The organism is Streptomyces sp. NPDC052910 (assembly GCF_055585605.1).
In genome coordinates, this window is record NZ_JBVJJR010000005.1 from 322,235 (window position 1) to 339,973 (window position 17,739).

The following is a 17,739-nucleotide window of genomic DNA, read 5'->3' on the forward strand; positions in this document are numbered from 1 at the left end:
CTTCACGATACGTGCCGAACGCGCCGCGGCGGGCGCGTACCGCTCAGATCGTCGGACCCGGTGGCCTCCCGACGACCGCGGCGCAACGACGGGTGCCCAACCGGCTGTTCGGGCTCCGTACACAACACCGTCCGCGGGTGCGAATCTTCCCGCCGCCGACGCCTCGTCAGCCCGGCGGCGGCAGCGGGCGCGGCCCGGCCGGCCGTCAGGCCGCCGGACCGGCGGGCACCTGCCCGGCGACCGTCCGCGTCACGGCCGTGCCGCCACCGGAACCGGGCCGTCCGAGGCTGCCGTCGTCCTTGTTCCCATTGGTGACGACGAGGGCGACGACCGTCCCGATCACCGCCAGGACGACCACGGCCACCACCAGGAGCAGCACACGCTTCTGCACCGGGGGACGCATCCGTACCAGCGTCTCGGTGTAGGCCCCGCCCAGCGGTTCCGGTTCGGTCCGCGCCGCGGCGGCGGATCCGGAGGGCATCGCGTCGCGCAGCGGCCGGAAGGCGCTGCCGGAGGTCTCGCCGCTCCCCTGCGACCCGCCGCCGCCCCGGGACCCGACGGCCCCGCCGGCACGTCCACCGCTCCCGCCGGGCCGCCCGGCGGCCGGGGCGGCGACGGGCTTCCGCGGCGTCTTCGCCTGCTCGGGGCGCGCGGTCCGTTCGGTCCGCTCACCGCCGGCCGCGCGGCCGTCGTTCTTCACGGGGCTTGAGAGGCCCTTGGGCACGGCGATGGCCTGCGTGGCGTCGGTGGCGGGCGTCCGGGCGGGCAGGCGCTCGTCGGGGGCGTTGACCGCCTCGGTCAGCAGCGCCCGCGCGCCCGCCTCGTCCAGCCGCTTCTGCGGGTCCTTGGCGAGCAGCCCGTACATGACACCCTCTAGCGGACCCGCGTTCTTCGGCGGACCCAGCGGTTCGGTCATCACGGCGGTGAGGGTGGCGATCGCCGATCCCTTGTCGTACGGCGGGGCGCCCTCGACGGCCGCGTAGAGCAGGCCGCCCAGCGACCACAGGTCGGCCGGCGGACCTGGCTTCTGCCCACGCGCCCGCTCCGGGGATATGTACGAGGGGGCGCCGACGAGCATGCCCGTCGAGGTGACGGAGGGGTCGCCCTCGACCTGGGCGATGCCGAAGTCGGTGAGGACGACGCGGCCGTCGTCGGCGATGAGCACGTTGGACGGCTTCACGTCGCGGTGCAGGATGCCCTGGAGGTGCGCCGCGCGCAGCACGTCGAGCACGGCGAGGCCGACCTCGGCGGCGCGCCGCCACTTCAGCGGGCCGTCCTCGCGGATGACGTCGGCGAGCGAACGGCCCTCGATGAGCTCCATGACGATCCAGGGGCGGTCGTCCTCGTGCACCACGTCGTAGACGGTGACGGCGCCGGCGCTGCGGATCCGGGCGATGGCCTTGGCCTCGCGGAGGGTGCGGGTGATGAGGCGGCGCTTCTCGTCCTCGTCGATGTTGGCGGGGAAACGCAGTTCCTTGACGGCGACGACGCGTCCCAGCGTCTCGTCGGTGGCCCGCCAGACCGTGCCCATGCCGCCCCGGCCGAGCACGTCGCCGAGGCGGTAGCGCCCGGCGAGGAGGCGCCCGGTCGTGCCCTGCGTCTGCTCCGCGTCCGACATGCGTCCCCTCTGGCATTCAGCTCTGCGACCAACCGACCCCGGCCGAGGGACCATTGTCTCTCATCCGCCGACCAGAGGAAGGCCAGGGTCCGGGCGACCATGGATGATGAGCGCATGCCGACGCGCAGTGCCTTCTCGCGCCTCACGGCGGCCATGACCGCGCTGTGCTGCACCGTCACGGCCCTGACGACGGCGTGCGATGGCGACCCTGCCCGCTCCCCTGTACAGGACATCGTTGCACGAGGACCGGTTCCCGGTGCCGCCGAGCTGTCACAAGATGCTCACGGTGTCTCCCGGTTCACCGCGGCCGGGGTGGCGGACCTGCGCACCGGGCGGCGCATCCGCCGCACGGACCGCTTCCGGGCCGGCAGCATCACCAAGACGGTCGTCGCGACGGTCGTCCTGCAACTGGCTGCGGAGGGCCGGCTGCGTCTCGACGAGCCGGCGGCCGGGCGGCTGCCCCGGCGGGCCGCGGCCTGGCTGCGCCGGGCGGAAAACCGGGCGGGAAACGGACGGAACGTCACGATCCGCCAACTCCTCACCCATACCAGCGGACTGTTCTCCTACACCGAGGACGCGGCGCTGCTCCGGTCCTCGTTCGGCGCGGGGTTCGCGGGTCACCGTTTCGAGACCCACCCGCCCGAGGCATTGGTACGGACCGCACTGGGCCACCGCCCGTACGCCCCGCCCGGCACCCGCTACCACTACTCGAACACGGACTACGTCCTGCTGGGCATGGCCATCCGTCAGGTGACGGGCCGTCCGTACGCCGCCGAGGTACGCCGTCGCGTCATCCGCCGCCTGGGCCTCACCGGCACCAGTTTCCCCGGCACCCGCGTCACCCTGCCCGAGCCGCACGGCCGCGCCTACTCCACGGCACCCGGGGGCGCGCCGGCCGACGTCACCGACCTCAACCCGTCGGTCGCGGGCGCGGCGGGCGAACTGGTCTCCACCCTCCCCGACCTCAACCGCTTCCTCTCCGCCCTGCTGCGCGGCGAGCTCCTCCCCGCGGGCGCCCTCCGCCTGATGCGCGACACGGGCGCCTCGCGCGGGCGCTACGGGATGGGCCTCTTCCCGGTGCGGCTGCCGTGCGGGGTCACGCTGTGGGGCCACAACGGCGAGATCAACGGCTCGTACGCGGGCACGCTGGGGACGGCGGACGGGCGGCACGTCCTGAGCTACCGGGCCAACTCGGACGCGGGCGTCGACGCGGCGGCGGAGGACCGGCTGCTGCGGGCGGAGTTCTGCTGACACACCCCCGCGTCCGCCGGTCCGCCCGCCCCCTCACGCCAGCGGCTGGATGTCGGGCGCCCCCAGCCGCGCCGCGTCCGCCGTCCGGTCGTCGGGCTGGAGCTGCGACTCCCGCTCCGCCTCCACCCGCTTCTCGTAGTGCGCGATCTCCTTCTCCACCTGCTCCTCGTCCCAGCCCAGCACCGGCGCCATCAGCCCGGCCGCCTCCCGGGCGCACCGCGTGCCCCGGTCGAAGGTCTCGATGGAGATGCGGGTACGGCGGGTGAGGACGTCGTCGAGGTGGCGCGCGCCCTCGTGGGAGGCGGCGTAGACGACCTCGGCCCGCAGATAGTCCTCGGCACCGCCGAGTGGCCGGCCGAGGGAGGGGTCGGCGGTCACCAGGTCCAGGACCTCGCCGACCAGCGAGCCGTACCGGTTGAGCAGGTGCTCGACCCGGGCGACGTGCAGACCCGTGCGCCGGGCGAGCTGCGCGCGGCCGTTCCACAGCGCCCGGTAGCCCTCGGCGCCGGCGAGCGGGACGTCCTCGGTGACGCAGTCCGCGACCTTCTGCGCGAGCCCGTGCACCGCCTCGTCCACGGCGTCCTTGGCCATCACCCGGTAGGTGGTGTACTTGCCGCCCGCCACGACCACCAGCCCCGGCACGGGATGCGCCACGGTGTGCTCGCGGGAGAGCTTGCTGGTCGCGTCCGACTCCCCGGCCAGCAGCGGGCGCAGCCCGGCGTAGACACCCTGCACGTCGTCCCGGGTCAGGGGGACGGCGAGCACCGAGTTGACGTGCTCCAGCAGGTAGTCGATGTCGGCGCTGGACGCGGCGGGGTGGGCCTTGTCGAGGTCCCAGTCGGTGTCCGTGGTGCCGATGATCCAGTGGCGTCCCCAGGGGATGACGAACAGGACGCTCTTCTCGGTGCGCAGGATGAGCCCGGTGGTGGAGTGGATGCGGTCCTTGGGGACGACGAGGTGGATGCCCTTGGACGCCCGGACGTGGAACTGCCCGCGCTCGGCGATCAACTGCTGCGTGTCGTCCGTCCACACCCCGGTCGCGTTGACGACCTGCCGGGCCCGCACCTCGTACTCGCCGCCCTGCTCCAGGTCGCGCACCCGCGCCCCGACGACCCGTTCGCCCTCGCGCAGGAAGCCGACCACCCGGGCCCGGTTGGCGACGGCGGCGCCGTACGCGGCGGCGGTGCGCACCAGGGTGGTGACGAACCGGGCGTCGTCCATCTGCGCGTCGTAGTACTGGAGGGCGCCGACGAGCGCGTCCTTGCGCAGGCAGGGCGCCACGCGCAGGGCGTGCTTGCGGGTGAGGTGCCGGTGGACGGGCAGCCCCCGCCCGTGGCCGGACGAGACGGACATCGCGTCGTACAGCGCCACGCCGGAGCCCGCGTAGAGCCGCTCCCAGGCACGGTGCTGGAGGGGATAGAGGAACGGCACGGGCTTGACGAGGTGCGGGGCCAGCCGCTGGAGCAGCAGGCCGCGCTCCTTGAGCGCCTCGCGGACGAGGGCGAAGTCGAGCATCTCCAGATAGCGCAGGCCGCCGTGGATGAGCTTGCTGGACCGGCTGGAGGTGCCGGCGGCCCAGTCCCGGGCCTCGACGAGGCCGGTGGACAGGCCGCGTGTGGCGGCGTCCAGCGCGGTGCCCGCGCCGACGACGCCGGCGCCGACCACCAGGATGTCGAGTTCCCGTTCGGCCATCCGGGCGAGTGCCTCGCCCCGTTCGGCCGGCCCGAGTGTCGCTGTCCTCACCGCTGCCTCCCGCTTGCCGCGTCCGCCGCGTGTCCTCCGCGCCCCGGGGCCGCCCTGGGCCTCCCGGGCGGGGTACGGCGTCTCCTCCGATGCTGCACCAGATCCGCCGCCCCGGCCGCGCCGGATCCCGGCGGACCCGGATCCCGACAGGCCGGAGGCGACTCCCGCCCCACACACCACGCCTGCCCGCTCCCACCGCGCCCATGACACGAATGGCGACGTCTGGGACGACAATGCCCGGAATATGTCGTATATCCCCTTAACCTGATCTACGACATTCGGGGATCGGTCCGGCGTCCCCGCCCGCAGGACCCCACGGCTCCTCACCGGGAAGGACCGCTCGCATATGCCCGCAGACCTCGCCGTCATCGGCCTGGGCCACCTCGGCCTCCCCCTCGCCCAGGCCGCCACCGCCGCCTCCCTGGTCACCGTCGGCTACGACCCCGACCCGCACACCGTCGCCGAGCTGCGCGCCGGCCGGCTGCCCACCGAGGACGGCGGCACCCTCACCGCCGCCGAGCTCCGGCGGATGCTCGCCTCGGGCTTCCGCGCCACGACGGAGGCCGCCGAGCTCGGCAGGGTCCGCACGGCCGTCATCTGCGCCCCCACCCGGCTCGGCGAGAACCGGGCCCTGGACCTCGGGGCCGTGGAGGACGCGGCCCGCACCCTCGCCCCCCGCCTCCGGCCGCACACCACCGTCCTCCTGGAGTCCGCCGTCCACCCCGGCGCCACCGAGGAGGTCCTGCGCCCCCTGCTGGAGGAGGGCTCCGGCCTGCGCGCCGGCCGCGACTTCCACCTCGCCTACTGCCCCGGCCGCGCCGACCCCGGCAACCGCGACCGGGGCGTCACCCGCGTCCCCAAGGTCGTCGGCGGCCTCACCCCCGCCTGCACCGAGGCCGCCGCCGCCTTCTACGGCCGCTTCTGCGAGAAGATCGTCCGCGCCCGGGGCCCCCGCGAGGCCGAGACCGTCCGCATGTGGGAGACCAACTACCGGCACGTCAACATCGCGTTCGCCAACGAGATGGCCGTCTTCTGCCACGACATCGGCGTCGACCTCTGGGACGTCGTCCGCTGCGCCGAGACCAAGCCCTTCGGCTTCCAGGCCTTCCGCCCCGGCCCCGGCGTCGGCGGCCACGGCACCCCCGTCGACCCCAACTACCTCTCCTACCAGGGCCGCAGCCTCGGCTACCCGCTCCGCATGGTCGAACTCGCCCAAGAGGTCAACGGCCGCATGCCCCGCTACATCACCCAGCGCTGCGCCGCCCTCCTCAACGAACACGGCAAGTCCGCCCGCGGCGCCCGCGTCCTCCTCCTCGGCGTCGGCTACAAGGCCGACATCGGCGACCAGGAGGGCTCCCCCGCCCGCGAGATCGCCTGCCGCCTGATGGAACTGGGCGCCCAGATCGGCTTCCACGACCCGTACGTCCCCCAGTGGCGCGTCCTCGGACGCCCGGTGCCGCGCGTGGACTGCCTGTACGAGGCGGCGGCCGTGGCGGACCTGACGGTGCTTCTGCAGCACCACCGCACGTACGACCTGCAGGGCCTGGCCGTGAAGGCACAGCTCCTGCTGGACACACGGGGGGCGAGCCCGGCGGGGGCGGCGCACCGGCTGTGAGGGTGCCCCGGGTCCCCCGGGGGGGTGCCCTCAACGGGCTCTAGCAGCCCGTCCGGCGTTTGAGGACAGCGCGCTTCGGGGGCGCGGAGGCGCGGCCCCCGCGAGAACCGGCGAAGGGGCGGGGCCGGGGCCTCCTACAGCCGGCCGCTGGCCGGCAGCCGCGGCTGCGCGTCGAGCAGCGTCCGCAGCTTGGCGAAGTCCTCGACACACCGCCCGGTCCCGACCGCGACGCAGTCGAGAGGCTCGTCCGCGACCAACACGGGAATGTCGAGCTCCCGGCTCAACCGCACATCCAGCCCCCGCAGCAACGCGCCCCCACCCGTCAGCACGATCCCCCGGTCCATGATGTCCCCGGACAGCTCCGGCGGCGTCTCGTCCAGCGTCTGCCGCACCGCCATCACGATCGCGTCCACCGGCTCCGTCAGAGCGTGCCGGATCTCGTCGGCCGTCAGCTCCAGCGTCTTCGGCAGGCCACTGACCTGGTCCCGTCCCCGGATGGTGAACCGGTCGGGCGGCAGCAGCCCCTGCGTCTCCTCGGGATCCCCACCCCCGTCGGCCTCGGGGTGCTTCTCCAACTGCCGTGCGACGGCGGCGAGTCCGGCGGCCGTCCACTTCCCCGTGGGCGCCGCCGAGCCGATGCTCAGCTTGATCTCCTCGGCGGTGCGCTCCCCGATGGCGAGGGCGTACTCCTTCTTCACGTAGGAGATGATCGCCGCGTCCATCGCGTCGCCGGCCGTCCGCACGGACCGCGCGGTGACGATGCCGCCCAGGGAGATCACGGCGACCTCCGTCGTGCCGCCGCCGATGTCGACGACCATGCAGCCGGTCGGCTCGCTGACCGGCAGCCCCGCGCCGATCGCCGCCGCCATCGGCTCCTCGACCAGGTGCACGGCGCGCGCCCCGGCCTGCGAGGCGGCCTCGATGACGGCTCGCCGCTCCACGCCGGTGATGCCCGAGGGCACGCACACCACGACCCGCGGCCGGGAGAACCGCCGGTTCCCGGTGACCTTCTTGATGAAGTGCCGCAGCATCCGCTCGGCTATCTCGAAGTCGGCTATGACGCCGTCGCGCATCGGGCGGATGGCCACGATGTTCGAGGGGGTGCGCCCGATGGTCTCCTTGGCCTCGGAACCCACGGACAGCACACTGCCGTCATCAGCGTTGACGGCCACGACCGAGGGCTCGTTGAGCACCACTCCCTTCCCCCGCACGTACACCAGCGTGTTGGCGGTGCCGAGGTCGATGCCCATGTCCCTGCCGCTGAACGACTTACTTTGCGCCATAAGTCGCCAGTATTCACCATCCCCGAACCTTTATACGGAGTTGACGACGCAGACCGGCCGCTCCCGACGACACCGGAAGGCGCCGGGAGGCACCGGAAGGCGCCCGAACACGCCGGAGGGCCCGGCCGCCGAAGCGATCCGGGCCCTCCCGCCACAGACGTGACGGCGAAGCGTCAGCGGTTGTCGTGCTGCGACGGCGCGACCGTCACCTCGACCCGCTGGAACTCCTTGAGCTCGCTGTAGCCCGTGGTCGCCATCGCCCGGCGCAGCGCGCCGAAGAAGTTCATCGACCCGTCGGGGGTGTGCGAGGGGCCGAGGAGGATCTCCTCGGTGGTGCCGACGGCACCCAGGTTCATGCGCTTGCCGCGCGGCACGTCCTCGTGGACGGCCTCCATGCCCCAGTGGTGGCCGCGGCCCGGCGCGTCGGTGGCGCGGGCGAGCGGGGAGCCCATCATCACGGCGTCGGCGCCGCAGGCGATGGCCTTGGGCAGGTCGCCGGACCAGCCCACGCCGCCGTCGGCGATGACGTGCACGTACCGGCCGCCGGACTCGTCCATGTAGTCGCGGCGGGCGGCGGCCACGTCGGCGACCGCGGTCGCCATCGGAACCTGGATGCCCAGCACGTTGCGGGTGGTGTGCGCGGCGCCGCCGCCGAAGCCGACGAGGACGCCCGCCGCGCCGGTGCGCATCAGGTGCAGGGCGGCGGTGTACGTGGCGCAGCCGCCGACGATCACCGGCACGTCGAGCTCGTAGATGAACTGCTTGAGGTTCAGCGGCTCGGCGGCGCCGGAGACGTGCTCGGCGGAGACGGTGGTGCCGCGGATGACGAAGATGTCGACACCGGCGTCGACGACGGCCTTGGAGAACTGCGCGGTGCGCTGCGGGGAGAGCGCGGCGGCGGTCACGACACCGGAGTCGCGGACCTCCTTGATGCGCTGCCCGATCAGCTCCTCCTTGATCGGAGCGGCGTAGATCTCCTGCATGCGCTTGGTCGCGGCGTGCTCGTCCAGCTCGGCGATCTCCGCGAGCAGCGGCTCCGGGTCCTCGTACCGGGTCCACAGGCCCTCGAGGTTGAGCACGCCGAGGCCGCCCAGCTCGCCGATGCGGATGGCCGTCTCGGGGGAGACGACGGAGTCCATCGGCGCGGCCAGGAACGGCAGCTCGAACCGGTAGGCGTCGATCTGCCAGGCGATCGAGACCTCCTTCGGGTCACGGGTCCGCCGGCTGGGGACGACGGCGATGTCGTCGAACGCGTACGCCCGGCGCCCGCGCTTGCCGCGCCCGATCTCGATCTCAGTCACGTGTGTGGCCTTTCCTTCTACGACTGCCGCACTCCAGTATCACCGACGCGGCGTGGCAGGGCGGCGTGCCCGGGGGTCGCGGGGTACTCCCCCGCGGAAACGGCGAAAGGGCGGGGCGGGGACAGAACCCCACCCCGCCCCCTACGAGATCACCGCCGCGAGTAGTTCGGCGCCTCGACCGTCATCTGGATGTCGTGCGGGTGGCTCTCCTTGAGCCCCGCCGAGGTGATTCGCACGAACGTGCCCTTGTCCTTGAGCTCCTGCACATTGGCGGATCCCACATAGCCCATGGACGCCCGGAGACCGCCGATGAGCTGGTGCGCCACCGACGCCAGCGGACCGCGGTAGGGCACCTGGCCCTCGATGCCCTCGGGTACGAGCTTGTCCTCGGAGAGGACGTTGTCCTGGAAGTAGCGGTCCTTGGAGAAGGAGCGCGCCTGGCCGCGGGACTGCATCGCGCCGAGCGAGCCCATGCCCCGGTAGGACTTGAACTGCTTGCCGTTGATGAAGACCATCTCGCCCGGCGACTCCTCGCAGCCCGCGAGCAGCGAGCCGAGCATCACCGTGTCGGCACCGGCCGCGATGGCCTTGGCGATGTCGCCGGAGTACTGGAGGCCGCCGTCGCCGATCAGCGGGACGCCCGCCGCGTGGCACGCCTGCGCGGCCTCGTAGATGGCGGTGACCTGCGGGACGCCGATGCCGGCGACCACGCGGGTGGTGCAGATGGAGCCGGGGCCGACGCCGACCTTGACGCCGTCCACACCGGCGTCGATCAGCGCCTGGGCGCCGTCGCGGGTGGCGACGTTGCCGCCGACGACGTCCACGTCGATGTTGGACTTCACCTTGGAGATCATGTCGAGGATGCCGCGACTGTGGCCGTGCGCGCTGTCCACGACGAGGAAGTCGGCACCGGCCTCGACGAGCGCCTGAGCCCGCTCGTACGCCTCGGCACCGACACCGACCGCCGCGCCGACGACCAGCCGGCCCTCGGCGTCCTTGGCGGCGTTGGGGTACTGCTCGGCCTTGACGAAGTCCTTGACGGTGATGAGGCCCTTGAGCACCCCGGCGTCGTCCACCAGCGGCAGCTTCTCGATCTTGTGACGGCGGAGCAACTGCATGGCGTCCTCGCCGGAGATGCCCACCTTGCCGGTGACCAGCGGCATCGGCGTCATGACCTCGCGCACGGCGCGGCTGCGGTCCGTCTCGAAGGCCATGTCGCGGTTGGTGACGATGCCGAGCAGCTTGCCCGCCGGGTCGGTGACCGGGACGCCGCTGATCCGGAAGCGGGCGCACAGCGCGTCGGCCTCGGCCAGCGTGGCGTCCGGGCGCACGGTGATCGGGTCGGTCACCATGCCGGACTCGGAGCGCTTGACCAGATCGACCTGGTTGGCCTGGTCCTCGATGGACAGGTTGCGGTGGAGCACGCCCGCACCGCCCTGGCGGGCCATGGCGATGGCCATCCGCGCCTCGGTGACCTTGTCCATGGCGGCGGAGAGCAGCGGGATGTTCACCCGGACGTTGCGGGAGACGCGGGAGGAGGTGTCGACGGCGTTCGGCAGCACCTCGGAGGCGCCCGGCAGCAGCAGGACGTCGTCGTAGGTCAGACCGAGCATCGCGAACTTCGCGGGCATCCCGGCGGCGTGGTCAGTCATGACACCTTCCCAAATACGGAGTTCTGCGGGCGGGGCCGGGCCGGGCCGTCACCACCGGCGGCTGCCGCCGCGGGACCCGGAACCCCCTTGCCTCAGCGAGGACTCCCATGCTAACGGCCGCCGCAGGTGTCCCATTCCACGATCGGTGAGGATCACGTCACTTGGACGTTCCTACGAGCCGTTCGGGAAGGTGCCCGCGCTCACTGTTCGGCGAGCGCCCGCAGTCTGCTCAGCGCCCGGTGCTGGGCGACCCGGACCGCGCCCGGCGACATGCCCAGCATCTGCCCGGTCTCCTCCGCCGTCAGCCCCACGGCCACCCGCAGCAGGACCAGCTCGCGCTGGTTCTCCGGGAGGTTGGCGAGCAGCTTCTTGGCCCACTCCGCGTCGCTGCTGAGCAGCGCCCGCTCCTCCGGGCCGAGGGAGTCGTCCGGCTGCTCGGGCATCTCGTCGGAGGGGACGGCCGTGCTGCCGGGGTGGCGCATGGCGGCCCGCTGGAGGTCGGCGACCTTGTGCGCGGCGATGGCCACGACGAACGCCTCGAAGGGCCGGCCGGTGTCCCGGTAGCGGGGCAGCGCGCAGAGCACGGCGAGGCAGACCTCCTGGGCGAGGTCGTCCACGAAGTGCCGGGCGTCGCCGGGCAGCCGCGACAGCCGGGTGCGGCAGTAGCGCAGCGCCAGCGGGTGCACCAGGGCGAGCAGGTCGTGGGTGGCGCGCCGGTCGCCCTCGACGGCCCGGGTGACGAGCGCGCCGATCTCCCCCGGGGCCGTCGTCACACCGGCGTTCGCGCCGGCGGGCGCTCCCGCGGGTGTGCCGGTGGCCGGGCCCGCGCCGGGGCCCGTCGCGGGGGCTGCGGCCGGACCCGTGGCGAGGAGCGGCCCCGGGGTCTCGTCGTCGCGCATCGGTCCATGGTGCCTCGGCGTCCGACGATCCACGGCACCACCTTCATAGTTGTGCGTCGAACCGTTACGCGTCGGTGTCCTCGCACTCACGTCTCGCGTCGCCCCCTTCCGGGTATACCCGCCCCGCGCCCACGACTCCCCCGATAGCTTGGGCCCGTGCCGTATGACGTCCGGCCGTACGACAACGAGCTGTGCCTGCCCGTCATGAGGTCTCTTCTGGCCGAGCGAGAAGGTTCGGCCTCTGCCGGGGAGGAGTCACACCTCAAGGATGCGGCATCCGTCGGGCTTTCGGCGCCGGGCGTCGGCGCGGCGGGGTCGCCGAGCGCGTCACCCGGCTCCGCGCCGGTCCCGGACCGCCCCCGCCCGCGCGGGGTCCGATGCCCGTCCGCCCGGTGCCGGCCCCTCCCGGCGACGACCCCGCCGACGGCGGCCGTCGACGCCCGAGGTGCGACCACGCGCCGCGACCGCGCGGCACCGCGTACCCGCTCCGCCGCTAGCGGACCAGGCCCCAGCGGAAGCCGAGCGCCACGGCGTGCGCCCGGTCGGAGGCGCCCAGCTTCTTGAACAGCCGCCGGGCGTGCGTCTTCACCGTGTCCTCGGAGAGGAAGAGCTCGCGGCCGATCTCGGCGTTGGACCGTCCGTGGCTCATGCCCTCCAGCACCTGGATCTCGCGCGCGGTGAGGGTGGGCGCCGCGCCCATCTCGGCCGAGCGCAGCCGGCGCGGGGCGAGCCGCCAGGTGGGGTCCGCGAGGGCCTGGGTCACCGTGGCCCGCAGCTCGGCGCGCGAGGCGTCCTTGTGCAGGTAGCCGCGGGCTCCGGCGGCGACCGCGAGCGCCACCCCGTCCAGGTCCTCGGCGACCGTGAGCATGATGATGCGGGCGCCGGGGTCGGCGGAGAGCAGCCGGCGCACCGTCTCGACGCCGCCCAGTCCGGGCATGCGTACGTCCATCAGAATGAGGTCCGAACGATCGGCGCCCCAGCGGCGGAGGACTTCCTCGCCGTTGGCCGCCGTCGTCACGCGCTCGACGCCGGGCACGGTCGCCACCGCACGCCGGAGCGCCTCTCGGGCAAGCGGGGAGTCGTCGCAGACGAGGACGGATGTCATGGCCGTCCTCCGCAGCTCTTGCGCGTCACCTTGAGCCTCCAGGCTGGTACTGATCGTCACCTGCGCGATTGGCGAGACACCTGCTGAGCAGACCGTCGCGGACCATCTCGGACACCTGCCCGACCGCTGCATTCGCCAACCGCCTCCGCACTCTCAACGACGGTCACCCGAAAGAGTTACGGGCTTGGTCGGCCGTGTTCGGCACTCTACGTGAGGGCCCGGATACGGAGCAGGGCGCACGGGGGGCGCTCGCCAGATCGTTCGAGTCGTGCCCCATTTGCCCGCTTGGAGCCGTTTTTCTTCACATTCGTGGACAACTGTGGCTAGATTCGCAATGAGTCATATTTTCATCTGCTCATAAGGATCCTGACGGGCCCGCCGGTTCCACCGCGGTCCCACCACCGTCGCATCGATGCGCTTCGATCCGTTTCGAGGGGACACGCAATGGCAGATTTCTCCCGGCTCCCCGGCCCCAACGCCGACCTGTGGGACTGGCAGCTCCTGGCCGCCTGCCGCGGCGTCGACAGCTCGCTGTTCTTCCACCCCGAGGGCGAGCGCGGCGCAGCCCGCAGTGCCCGCGAGGCCTCGGCGAAAGAGGTCTGCATGCGCTGCCCGGTCCGCGCGGAGTGCGCGGCGCACGCGCTGGCGGTCCGGGAGCCCTACGGCGTGTGGGGCGGACTCACCGAGGACGAACGCGAGGAACTCATGGGCCGCGCCCGGCAGCGCCCGGTACCCGCGGCCGGCTCGAGTCACCTGAGCGCCTGAGGCGGACGGCCGGCGTCCGCGCCCACCCTCCGGAACCCCCGGCGCCCCGGACGCCCCACCGCGCGGGGCCGGGCGCGCCCGCCACCGGTCACGCTCGGTGACCGCCTCGCGGCCGGGCAGGGCTCAGCGGCGCGCGGCCGTCGCCAGCCGGTCGAGCATCTCCGCGACGGCGGGCACCCGCGCCAGGTCCGGCAGCGTCAGCGCCACCACCTCGCGCTCCACGGCCGGCTCCACCGGCACCGTGCGCGCGCCCTTGTGGCGGACCGACTCCACCGCGAGCTCCGGCATCACGGCCACCCCGAGACCCGCCCCGACCAGGCCGAACACCGCCGGGTAGTCGTCCGTCGCGAAGTCGATGCGCGGCGTGAAGCCCGCGCTCTCACAGATGTCCACCAGATGCCGGCGGCAGCGCGGGCAGCCCGCGATCCACGGCTCGCCGGCCAGCTCGTCGATGCGGATCCGCTCCGCGCCCGCCAGCGGGTGCCCCTCGGGGACGACGCCGACGAGCCGGTCGGTCAGCAGCGGCCGGACGACGAGGTCGTCCTTGCCGCAGCGGCCGTCGCCCCACCCCCCGTCGGTCTGCGCCGCGTCCCCGCCGGACACCGGGCCGGAACCGCGCGCGTCGGGGTAGCGGAAGGCCAGCGCGATCTCGCAGTCACCGGCCCGCAGCATCTCCACCGAGCGCGGCGGCTCGGCCTCCTCCAGGGAGATCTGGATGCCCGGGTGGGCGGCGCGCATCCCGGCGAGCGCGGTGGGGACCAGCGTGGAGCTGCCGCTGGGGAAGGAGACCAGCCGGACCCGGCCGGCGCGCAGCCCGGCGATGGCGGCGATCTCCTCCTCGGCCGCGGTGAGCCCGGCGAGGATGCCGGCGGCGTGCCGGACGAGGGCCCGGCCCGCCTCGGTGAGCCGCGTCTCACGGCCGGTACGGACGAGCAGCGGGGTGCCCGCGGACTGCTCCAGCGCCTTCATCTGCTGGCTGACGGCGGGCTGGGTGCAGCCCAGCTCCCGGGCGGCGGCGGAGAACGAACCGGTGGTGGCCACGGCGCGCAGGACGCGCAGGTGGCGGGCCTCGATCATAGGGAAAGTATAAGCGACGCTTGGATACGGCCGGAAATACCGCCTCACGCCTTTGGGAAGGCCCACGCCCCGGGCGCCGTCCGCCCCGCCTTTCCCTGAACGACCGCTCCGCTTCCCCCTGACGGCCGCCCCGCCTCCCCCTAACCTCGTCGGATGCGCATCCTCTCCGTCAACGTGGGACGTCCCCGTACCGCCGCCGACCGCTCCCTGCCCGGCGGTCCCTTCACGGCCGGTCTCGCCTCCGGCATCGACAAACGGCCCGTGGCCGGGCCGGTGGCGGTGGCCGCGCCCGGGCCCAAGGGCGAGGCGGGCGGCGGGCTCGCCGGGGACGCGGTCGTCTCGTGGAAGCACCACGGCGGGAACGACCAGGCGGTCTACGCCTTCGCCCGCGAGGACCTCGACCGCTGGGAGCGGGTGCTGGGCCGGGCGCTGCCGGACGGCTCGTTCGGCGAGAACCTCACCACGTCCGGGGTGGACGTGAGCGGCGCCCGGATCGGGGAGCGCTGGCGGATCGGCGACCGGCTGCTGCTGGAGGTCACCTCGCCGCGCATCCCCTGCCGGACGTTCGCCGACTGGCTGGGCGAGCGGGGCTGGATACGGCGGTTCACCGAGGAGGCCGCCCCGGGCGCGTACCTGCGGGTGCTCGAACCGGGGGAGGTCCGTGCGGGTGATCCCGTCAGCGTCGTCCACCGCCCCGGCCACGAGGTCAGCGTCTCCTTCGCCTTCCGCGCGGAGACCACGGAACGGACCCTGCTGCCCCGCGTTCTGGCGGCCGGCGACGGGCTGCACCCCGAAGTACGGCGGAAGGCCGAGCGGTACGTGGCGTCGTCGCGGGCCGCCGAGGACGTACCGGCCTGACGGAAGGCAAGCCGCCACGCGGTGTCGCCGGGCACTAACGTTCCCGTATGACGACTGCACTGATCACGGGAGCGACGGCCGGCATCGGCGCGGCCTTCGCGCGACGGCTGGCCGCCGAGGGTCACCACCTGGTGCTCGTGGCCCGCGACGAGAAGCGGCTGGGCGAACAGGCGACCGAACTCCACGACCGGCACCGGGTGGAGGTGGAGGTACTGCGGGCCGACCTTTCGACGGAGGAGGGGATCGCCGCCGTCGAGGAACGGCTCTCGGACCGGAAGCAGCCCGTGGATCTGCTGGTCAACAACGCCGGCTTCGGCAACAAGGGCCGCTTCCTGGAGGTCACCGTCCAGGACGAGCTGACCATGCTCAAGGTGCACTGCGAGGCGGTGCTGCGGCTGACCATGGCCGCCACGCGCGGAATGCGGGAGCGGCGGCGGGGCGGCGTGGTCAACGTCGCGTCCGTCGCCGCGTTCGTGCCGCGCGGGACGTACGGGGCGAGCAAGGCGTGGGTGGTGCAGTTCACCCAGGGCGCGGCGCGGGACCTGGCGGGCAGTGGGGTGCGGCTGATGGCGCTGTGCCCGGGCTTCGTCCGGACCGAGTTCCACGCGCGGGCCGGGATGGGGACGGACAACATCCCGGGCTGGATGTGGCTGGACGCGGACCGGCTGGTCGACGCGGCACTGAAGGACCTGGCGCGCGGCAAGTCGCTGTCGGTGCCCGATCCCCGGTACAAGGCGCTGACGGGACTGTCGAAGCTGGTGCCGCGCGGGGCGATGGCCCGGGTGTCGTCCACGACGGGGCGCAAGTACGGCCCCAACTGACGCGCCGCCGACGAGACGCGCGTCCATGCCGGAGGCCCGGCACCCCCGCGGACGGGGGTGCCGGGCCTCGGCGGCTTCAGGGCCGGAGCTCCCCGGAAGCCATGACCTCAGGACGAGGTTCAGTGCGCGTGGCCGTGACCGTGGCCGTGGCCGGCGTCGGCCTCCTCTTCCTTCTTCTCGACGACCAGGGTCTCGGTCGTGAGCAGCAGGGAGGCGATGGAGGCGGCGTTCTCCAGGGCGGAGCGGGTGACCTTCACCGGGTCGATGACGCCGGCGGCGACCAGGTCGCCGTACTCGCCGGTCGCGGCGTTGAAGCCCTGGCCCTTGTCGAGCTCGGCGACCTTGGAGGTGATGACGTAGCCCTCGAGGCCGGCGTTCTCGGCGATCCAGCGCAGCGGCTCGACGGCGGCGCGGCGGACGACCGCGACACCGGTGGCCTCGTCGCCGGTCTTGCCCAGGTTGTCGTCCAGCACCTTGACGGCGTGGACCAGGGCGGAGCCACCACCGGAGACGATGCCCTCCTCGACCGCGGCGCGGGTCGCGGAGATGGCGTCCTCCAGACGGTGCTTCTTCTCCTTGAGCTCGACCTCGGTGGCCGCGCCGACGCGGATGACGCAGACGCCACCGGCGAGCTTGGCGAGGCGCTCCTGGAGCTTCTCGCGGTCCCAGTCCGAGTCGGTGGTCTCGATCTCGGCCTTGATCTGGGCCACGCGGCCGGCGACCTCGGAGGAGTCGCCCTTGCCGTCGACGATGGTGGTGTCGTCCTTGGTGACGGTCACGCGGCGGGCGGAACCGAGCACCTCGAGGCCGACCTGGTCGAGCTTGAGGCCGACCTCCTCGGCGACGACGGTGGCACCGGTGAGGGTGGCCATGTCGCCCAGCATCGCCTTGCGGCGGTCGCCGAAGCCGGGGGCCTTGACGGCGACGGCGTTGAACGTGCCGCGGATCTTGTTGACGACGAGGGTGGAGAGCGCCTCGCCCTCGACGTCCTCGGCGATGATCAGCAGCGGCTTGGAGCCACCGGCCTGGATGACCTTCTCCAGCAGCGGGAGCAGGTCGGCGATGGCGGAGATCTTGCCCTGGTGGATCAGGATGTACGGGTCGTCGAGGACGGCCTCCATACGCTCCTGGTCGGTGACCATGTACGGCGAGAGGTAGCCCTTGTCGAAGGCCATGCCCTCGGTGAAGTCGAGCTCCAGGCCGAAGGTGTTGGACTCCTCGACGGTGATGACACCGTCCTTGCCGACCTTGTCCATCGCCTCGGCGATGAGCTCGCCGACCTGCTTGTCCTGGGCGGACAGCGCGGCCACGGCGGCGATGTCGGACTTGGAGTCGATCGGGCGGGAGGTCGCGAGCAGCTCGTCGGAGACGGCCTTGACCGCGGCGTCGATGCCCTTCTTCAGGGCGGCCGGGGAGGCGCCGGCGGCGACGTTGCGCAGACCCTCGCGGACCAGGGCCTGGGCCAGCACGGTCGCGGTGGTGGTGCCGTCACCCGCGATGTCGTTGGTCTTGGTCGCCACCTCCTTGACGAGCTGGGCGCCCAGGTTCTCGTACGCGTCCTCCAGCTCGACCTCGCGCGCGATGGTGACGCCGTCGTTGGTGATGGTGGGGGCGCCGAACTTCTTGTCGATGACGACGTTGCGGCCCTTGGGGCCGATCGTCACCTTGACCGTGTCGGCAAGCTTGTTGACGCCGCGCTCGAGGGCGCGACGGGCGTCCTCGTCGAACTTCAGGGTCTTCGCCATGGGTTA

General features: G+C 73.1%; 13 protein-coding genes and 1 pseudogene. 5 read left to right on the top strand and 9 right to left on the bottom strand.

Features of this window, described 5'->3' with window-relative positions; all coding sequences use genetic code 11:
• Positions 1–301: 301 nt before the first annotated feature.
• Positions 302–1,618: pseudogene (locus tag ACZ6X9_RS20530) on the bottom strand (serine/threonine-protein kinase); the annotation flags it as partial.
• Positions 1,619–1,732: 114 nt separating this feature from the next.
• On the opposite strand from ACZ6X9_RS20530, the gene ACZ6X9_RS20535 reads away from it, so the two are divergent.
• Positions 1,733–2,869: a serine hydrolase domain-containing protein gene (locus ACZ6X9_RS20535; protein WP_469779428.1), complete on the top strand. Its 1,137-nt coding sequence runs from the start codon at positions 1,733–1,735 to the stop codon at positions 2,867–2,869.
• 33 nt (positions 2,870–2,902) lie between these two features.
• On the opposite strand, the gene ACZ6X9_RS20540 is transcribed toward ACZ6X9_RS20535, so the two are convergent.
• Positions 2,903–4,612: a glycerol-3-phosphate dehydrogenase/oxidase gene (locus ACZ6X9_RS20540; RefSeq protein ID WP_469779429.1), complete on the bottom strand. Its 1,710-nt coding sequence runs from the start codon at positions 4,610–4,612 to the stop codon at positions 2,903–2,905.
• Between the two features lie 346 nt (positions 4,613–4,958).
• On the opposite strand from ACZ6X9_RS20540, the gene ACZ6X9_RS20545 reads away from it, so the two are divergent.
• Complete coding sequence (locus ACZ6X9_RS20545) at positions 4,959–6,227, top strand: nucleotide sugar dehydrogenase (protein ID WP_469779430.1); 1,269 nt, start codon at positions 4,959–4,961, stop codon at positions 6,225–6,227.
• Between the two features lie 134 nt (positions 6,228–6,361).
• On the opposite strand, the gene ACZ6X9_RS20550 is transcribed toward ACZ6X9_RS20545, so the two are convergent.
• The 5 genes from ACZ6X9_RS20550 to ACZ6X9_RS20570 all read right to left on the bottom strand — a co-directional run bounded on the left by ACZ6X9_RS20550 (position 6,362) and on the right by ACZ6X9_RS20570 (position 12,467).
• A complete protein-coding gene (locus ACZ6X9_RS20550) occupies positions 6,362–7,510 on the bottom strand; it encodes a rod shape-determining protein (protein ID WP_469779431.1) in 1,149 nt (382 codons plus the stop codon).
• 173 nt (positions 7,511–7,683) lie between these two features.
• The gene (locus tag ACZ6X9_RS20555) at positions 7,684–8,811 is read right to left on the bottom strand and encodes a GuaB3 family IMP dehydrogenase-related protein (protein ID WP_004955655.1); all 1,128 of its coding nucleotides are present in this window, start codon (positions 8,809–8,811) and stop codon (positions 7,684–7,686) included.
• Between the two features lie 149 nt (positions 8,812–8,960).
• Positions 8,961–10,463: an IMP dehydrogenase gene (guaB, locus tag ACZ6X9_RS20560; protein WP_469779432.1), complete on the bottom strand. Its 1,503-nt coding sequence runs from the start codon at positions 10,461–10,463 to the stop codon at positions 8,961–8,963.
• Between the two features lie 200 nt (positions 10,464–10,663).
• Positions 10,664–11,362, bottom strand: a complete 699-nt coding sequence (locus ACZ6X9_RS20565) for a sigma-70 family RNA polymerase sigma factor (RefSeq protein WP_469779433.1) — start codon at positions 11,360–11,362, stop codon at positions 10,664–10,666.
• Between the two features lie 493 nt (positions 11,363–11,855).
• Positions 11,856–12,467: a response regulator transcription factor gene (locus ACZ6X9_RS20570; protein ID WP_003948568.1), complete on the bottom strand. Its 612-nt coding sequence runs from the start codon at positions 12,465–12,467 to the stop codon at positions 11,856–11,858.
• A 444-nt stretch (positions 12,468–12,911) separates the two neighbouring features.
• Here ACZ6X9_RS20570 and ACZ6X9_RS20575 point away from each other — a divergent pair, with 444 nt between their 5' ends.
• Positions 12,912–13,232: a WhiB family transcriptional regulator gene (locus ACZ6X9_RS20575; protein ID WP_469779434.1), complete on the top strand. Its 321-nt coding sequence runs from the start codon at positions 12,912–12,914 to the stop codon at positions 13,230–13,232.
• Positions 13,233–13,355: 123 nt separating this feature from the next.
• On the opposite strand, the gene ACZ6X9_RS20580 is transcribed toward ACZ6X9_RS20575, so the two are convergent.
• Complete coding sequence (locus ACZ6X9_RS20580) at positions 13,356–14,309, bottom strand: LysR family transcriptional regulator (protein ID WP_469779435.1); 954 nt, start codon at positions 14,307–14,309, stop codon at positions 13,356–13,358.
• A 153-nt stretch (positions 14,310–14,462) separates the two neighbouring features.
• Here ACZ6X9_RS20580 and ACZ6X9_RS20585 point away from each other — a divergent pair, with 153 nt between their 5' ends.
• Positions 14,463–15,167 (top strand): MOSC domain-containing protein, encoded by a 705-nt coding sequence (locus ACZ6X9_RS20585; protein WP_469779436.1) that lies wholly within the window; start codon positions 14,463–14,465, stop codon positions 15,165–15,167.
• A 47-nt stretch (positions 15,168–15,214) separates the two neighbouring features.
• The gene (locus tag ACZ6X9_RS20590; RefSeq protein ID WP_469779437.1) at positions 15,215–15,988 is read left to right on the top strand and encodes an SDR family NAD(P)-dependent oxidoreductase; all 774 of its coding nucleotides are present in this window, start codon (positions 15,215–15,217) and stop codon (positions 15,986–15,988) included.
• 119 nt (positions 15,989–16,107) lie between these two features.
• Here the strand turns inward: ACZ6X9_RS20590 and groL are convergent, their stop codons facing one another.
• Positions 16,108–17,733, bottom strand: coding sequence for a chaperonin GroEL (gene groL, locus ACZ6X9_RS20595; RefSeq protein ID WP_469779438.1), 1,626 nt, complete (start codon positions 17,731–17,733; stop codon positions 16,108–16,110).
• Positions 17,734–17,739 lie beyond the last annotated feature (6 nt).

Bases quoted from the DNA above. Each gene is read 5' to 3' on its own strand.
- ACZ6X9_RS20535 (WP_469779428.1), top strand. From the start codon at position 1,733: ATGCCGACGCGCAGTGCCTTCTCGCGCCTCACGGCGGCCATGACCGCG.
- ACZ6X9_RS20545 (WP_469779430.1), top strand. From the start codon at position 4,959: ATGCCCGCAGACCTCGCCGTCATCGGCCTGGGCCACCTCGGCCTCCCC.
- ACZ6X9_RS20550 (WP_469779431.1), bottom strand. From the start codon at position 7,510: ATGGCGCAAAGTAAGTCGTTCAGCGGCAGGGACATGGGCATCGACCTC.
- guaB (WP_469779432.1), bottom strand. From the start codon at position 10,463: ATGACTGACCACGCCGCCGGGATGCCCGCGAAGTTCGCGATGCTCGGT.
- ACZ6X9_RS20565 (WP_469779433.1), bottom strand. From the start codon at position 11,362: ATGCGCGACGACGAGACCCCGGGGCCGCTCCTCGCCACGGGTCCGGCC.
- ACZ6X9_RS20570 (WP_003948568.1), bottom strand. From the start codon at position 12,467: ATGACATCCGTCCTCGTCTGCGACGACTCCCCGCTTGCCCGAGAGGCG.
- ACZ6X9_RS20575 (WP_469779434.1), top strand. From the start codon at position 12,912: ATGGCAGATTTCTCCCGGCTCCCCGGCCCCAACGCCGACCTGTGGGAC.
- ACZ6X9_RS20580 (WP_469779435.1), bottom strand. From the start codon at position 14,309: ATGATCGAGGCCCGCCACCTGCGCGTCCTGCGCGCCGTGGCCACCACC.
- ACZ6X9_RS20585 (WP_469779436.1), top strand. From the start codon at position 14,463: ATGCGCATCCTCTCCGTCAACGTGGGACGTCCCCGTACCGCCGCCGAC.
- ACZ6X9_RS20590 (WP_469779437.1), top strand. From the start codon at position 15,215: ATGACGACTGCACTGATCACGGGAGCGACGGCCGGCATCGGCGCGGCC.
- groL (WP_469779438.1), bottom strand. From the start codon at position 17,733: ATGGCGAAGACCCTGAAGTTCGACGAGGACGCCCGTCGCGCCCTCGAG.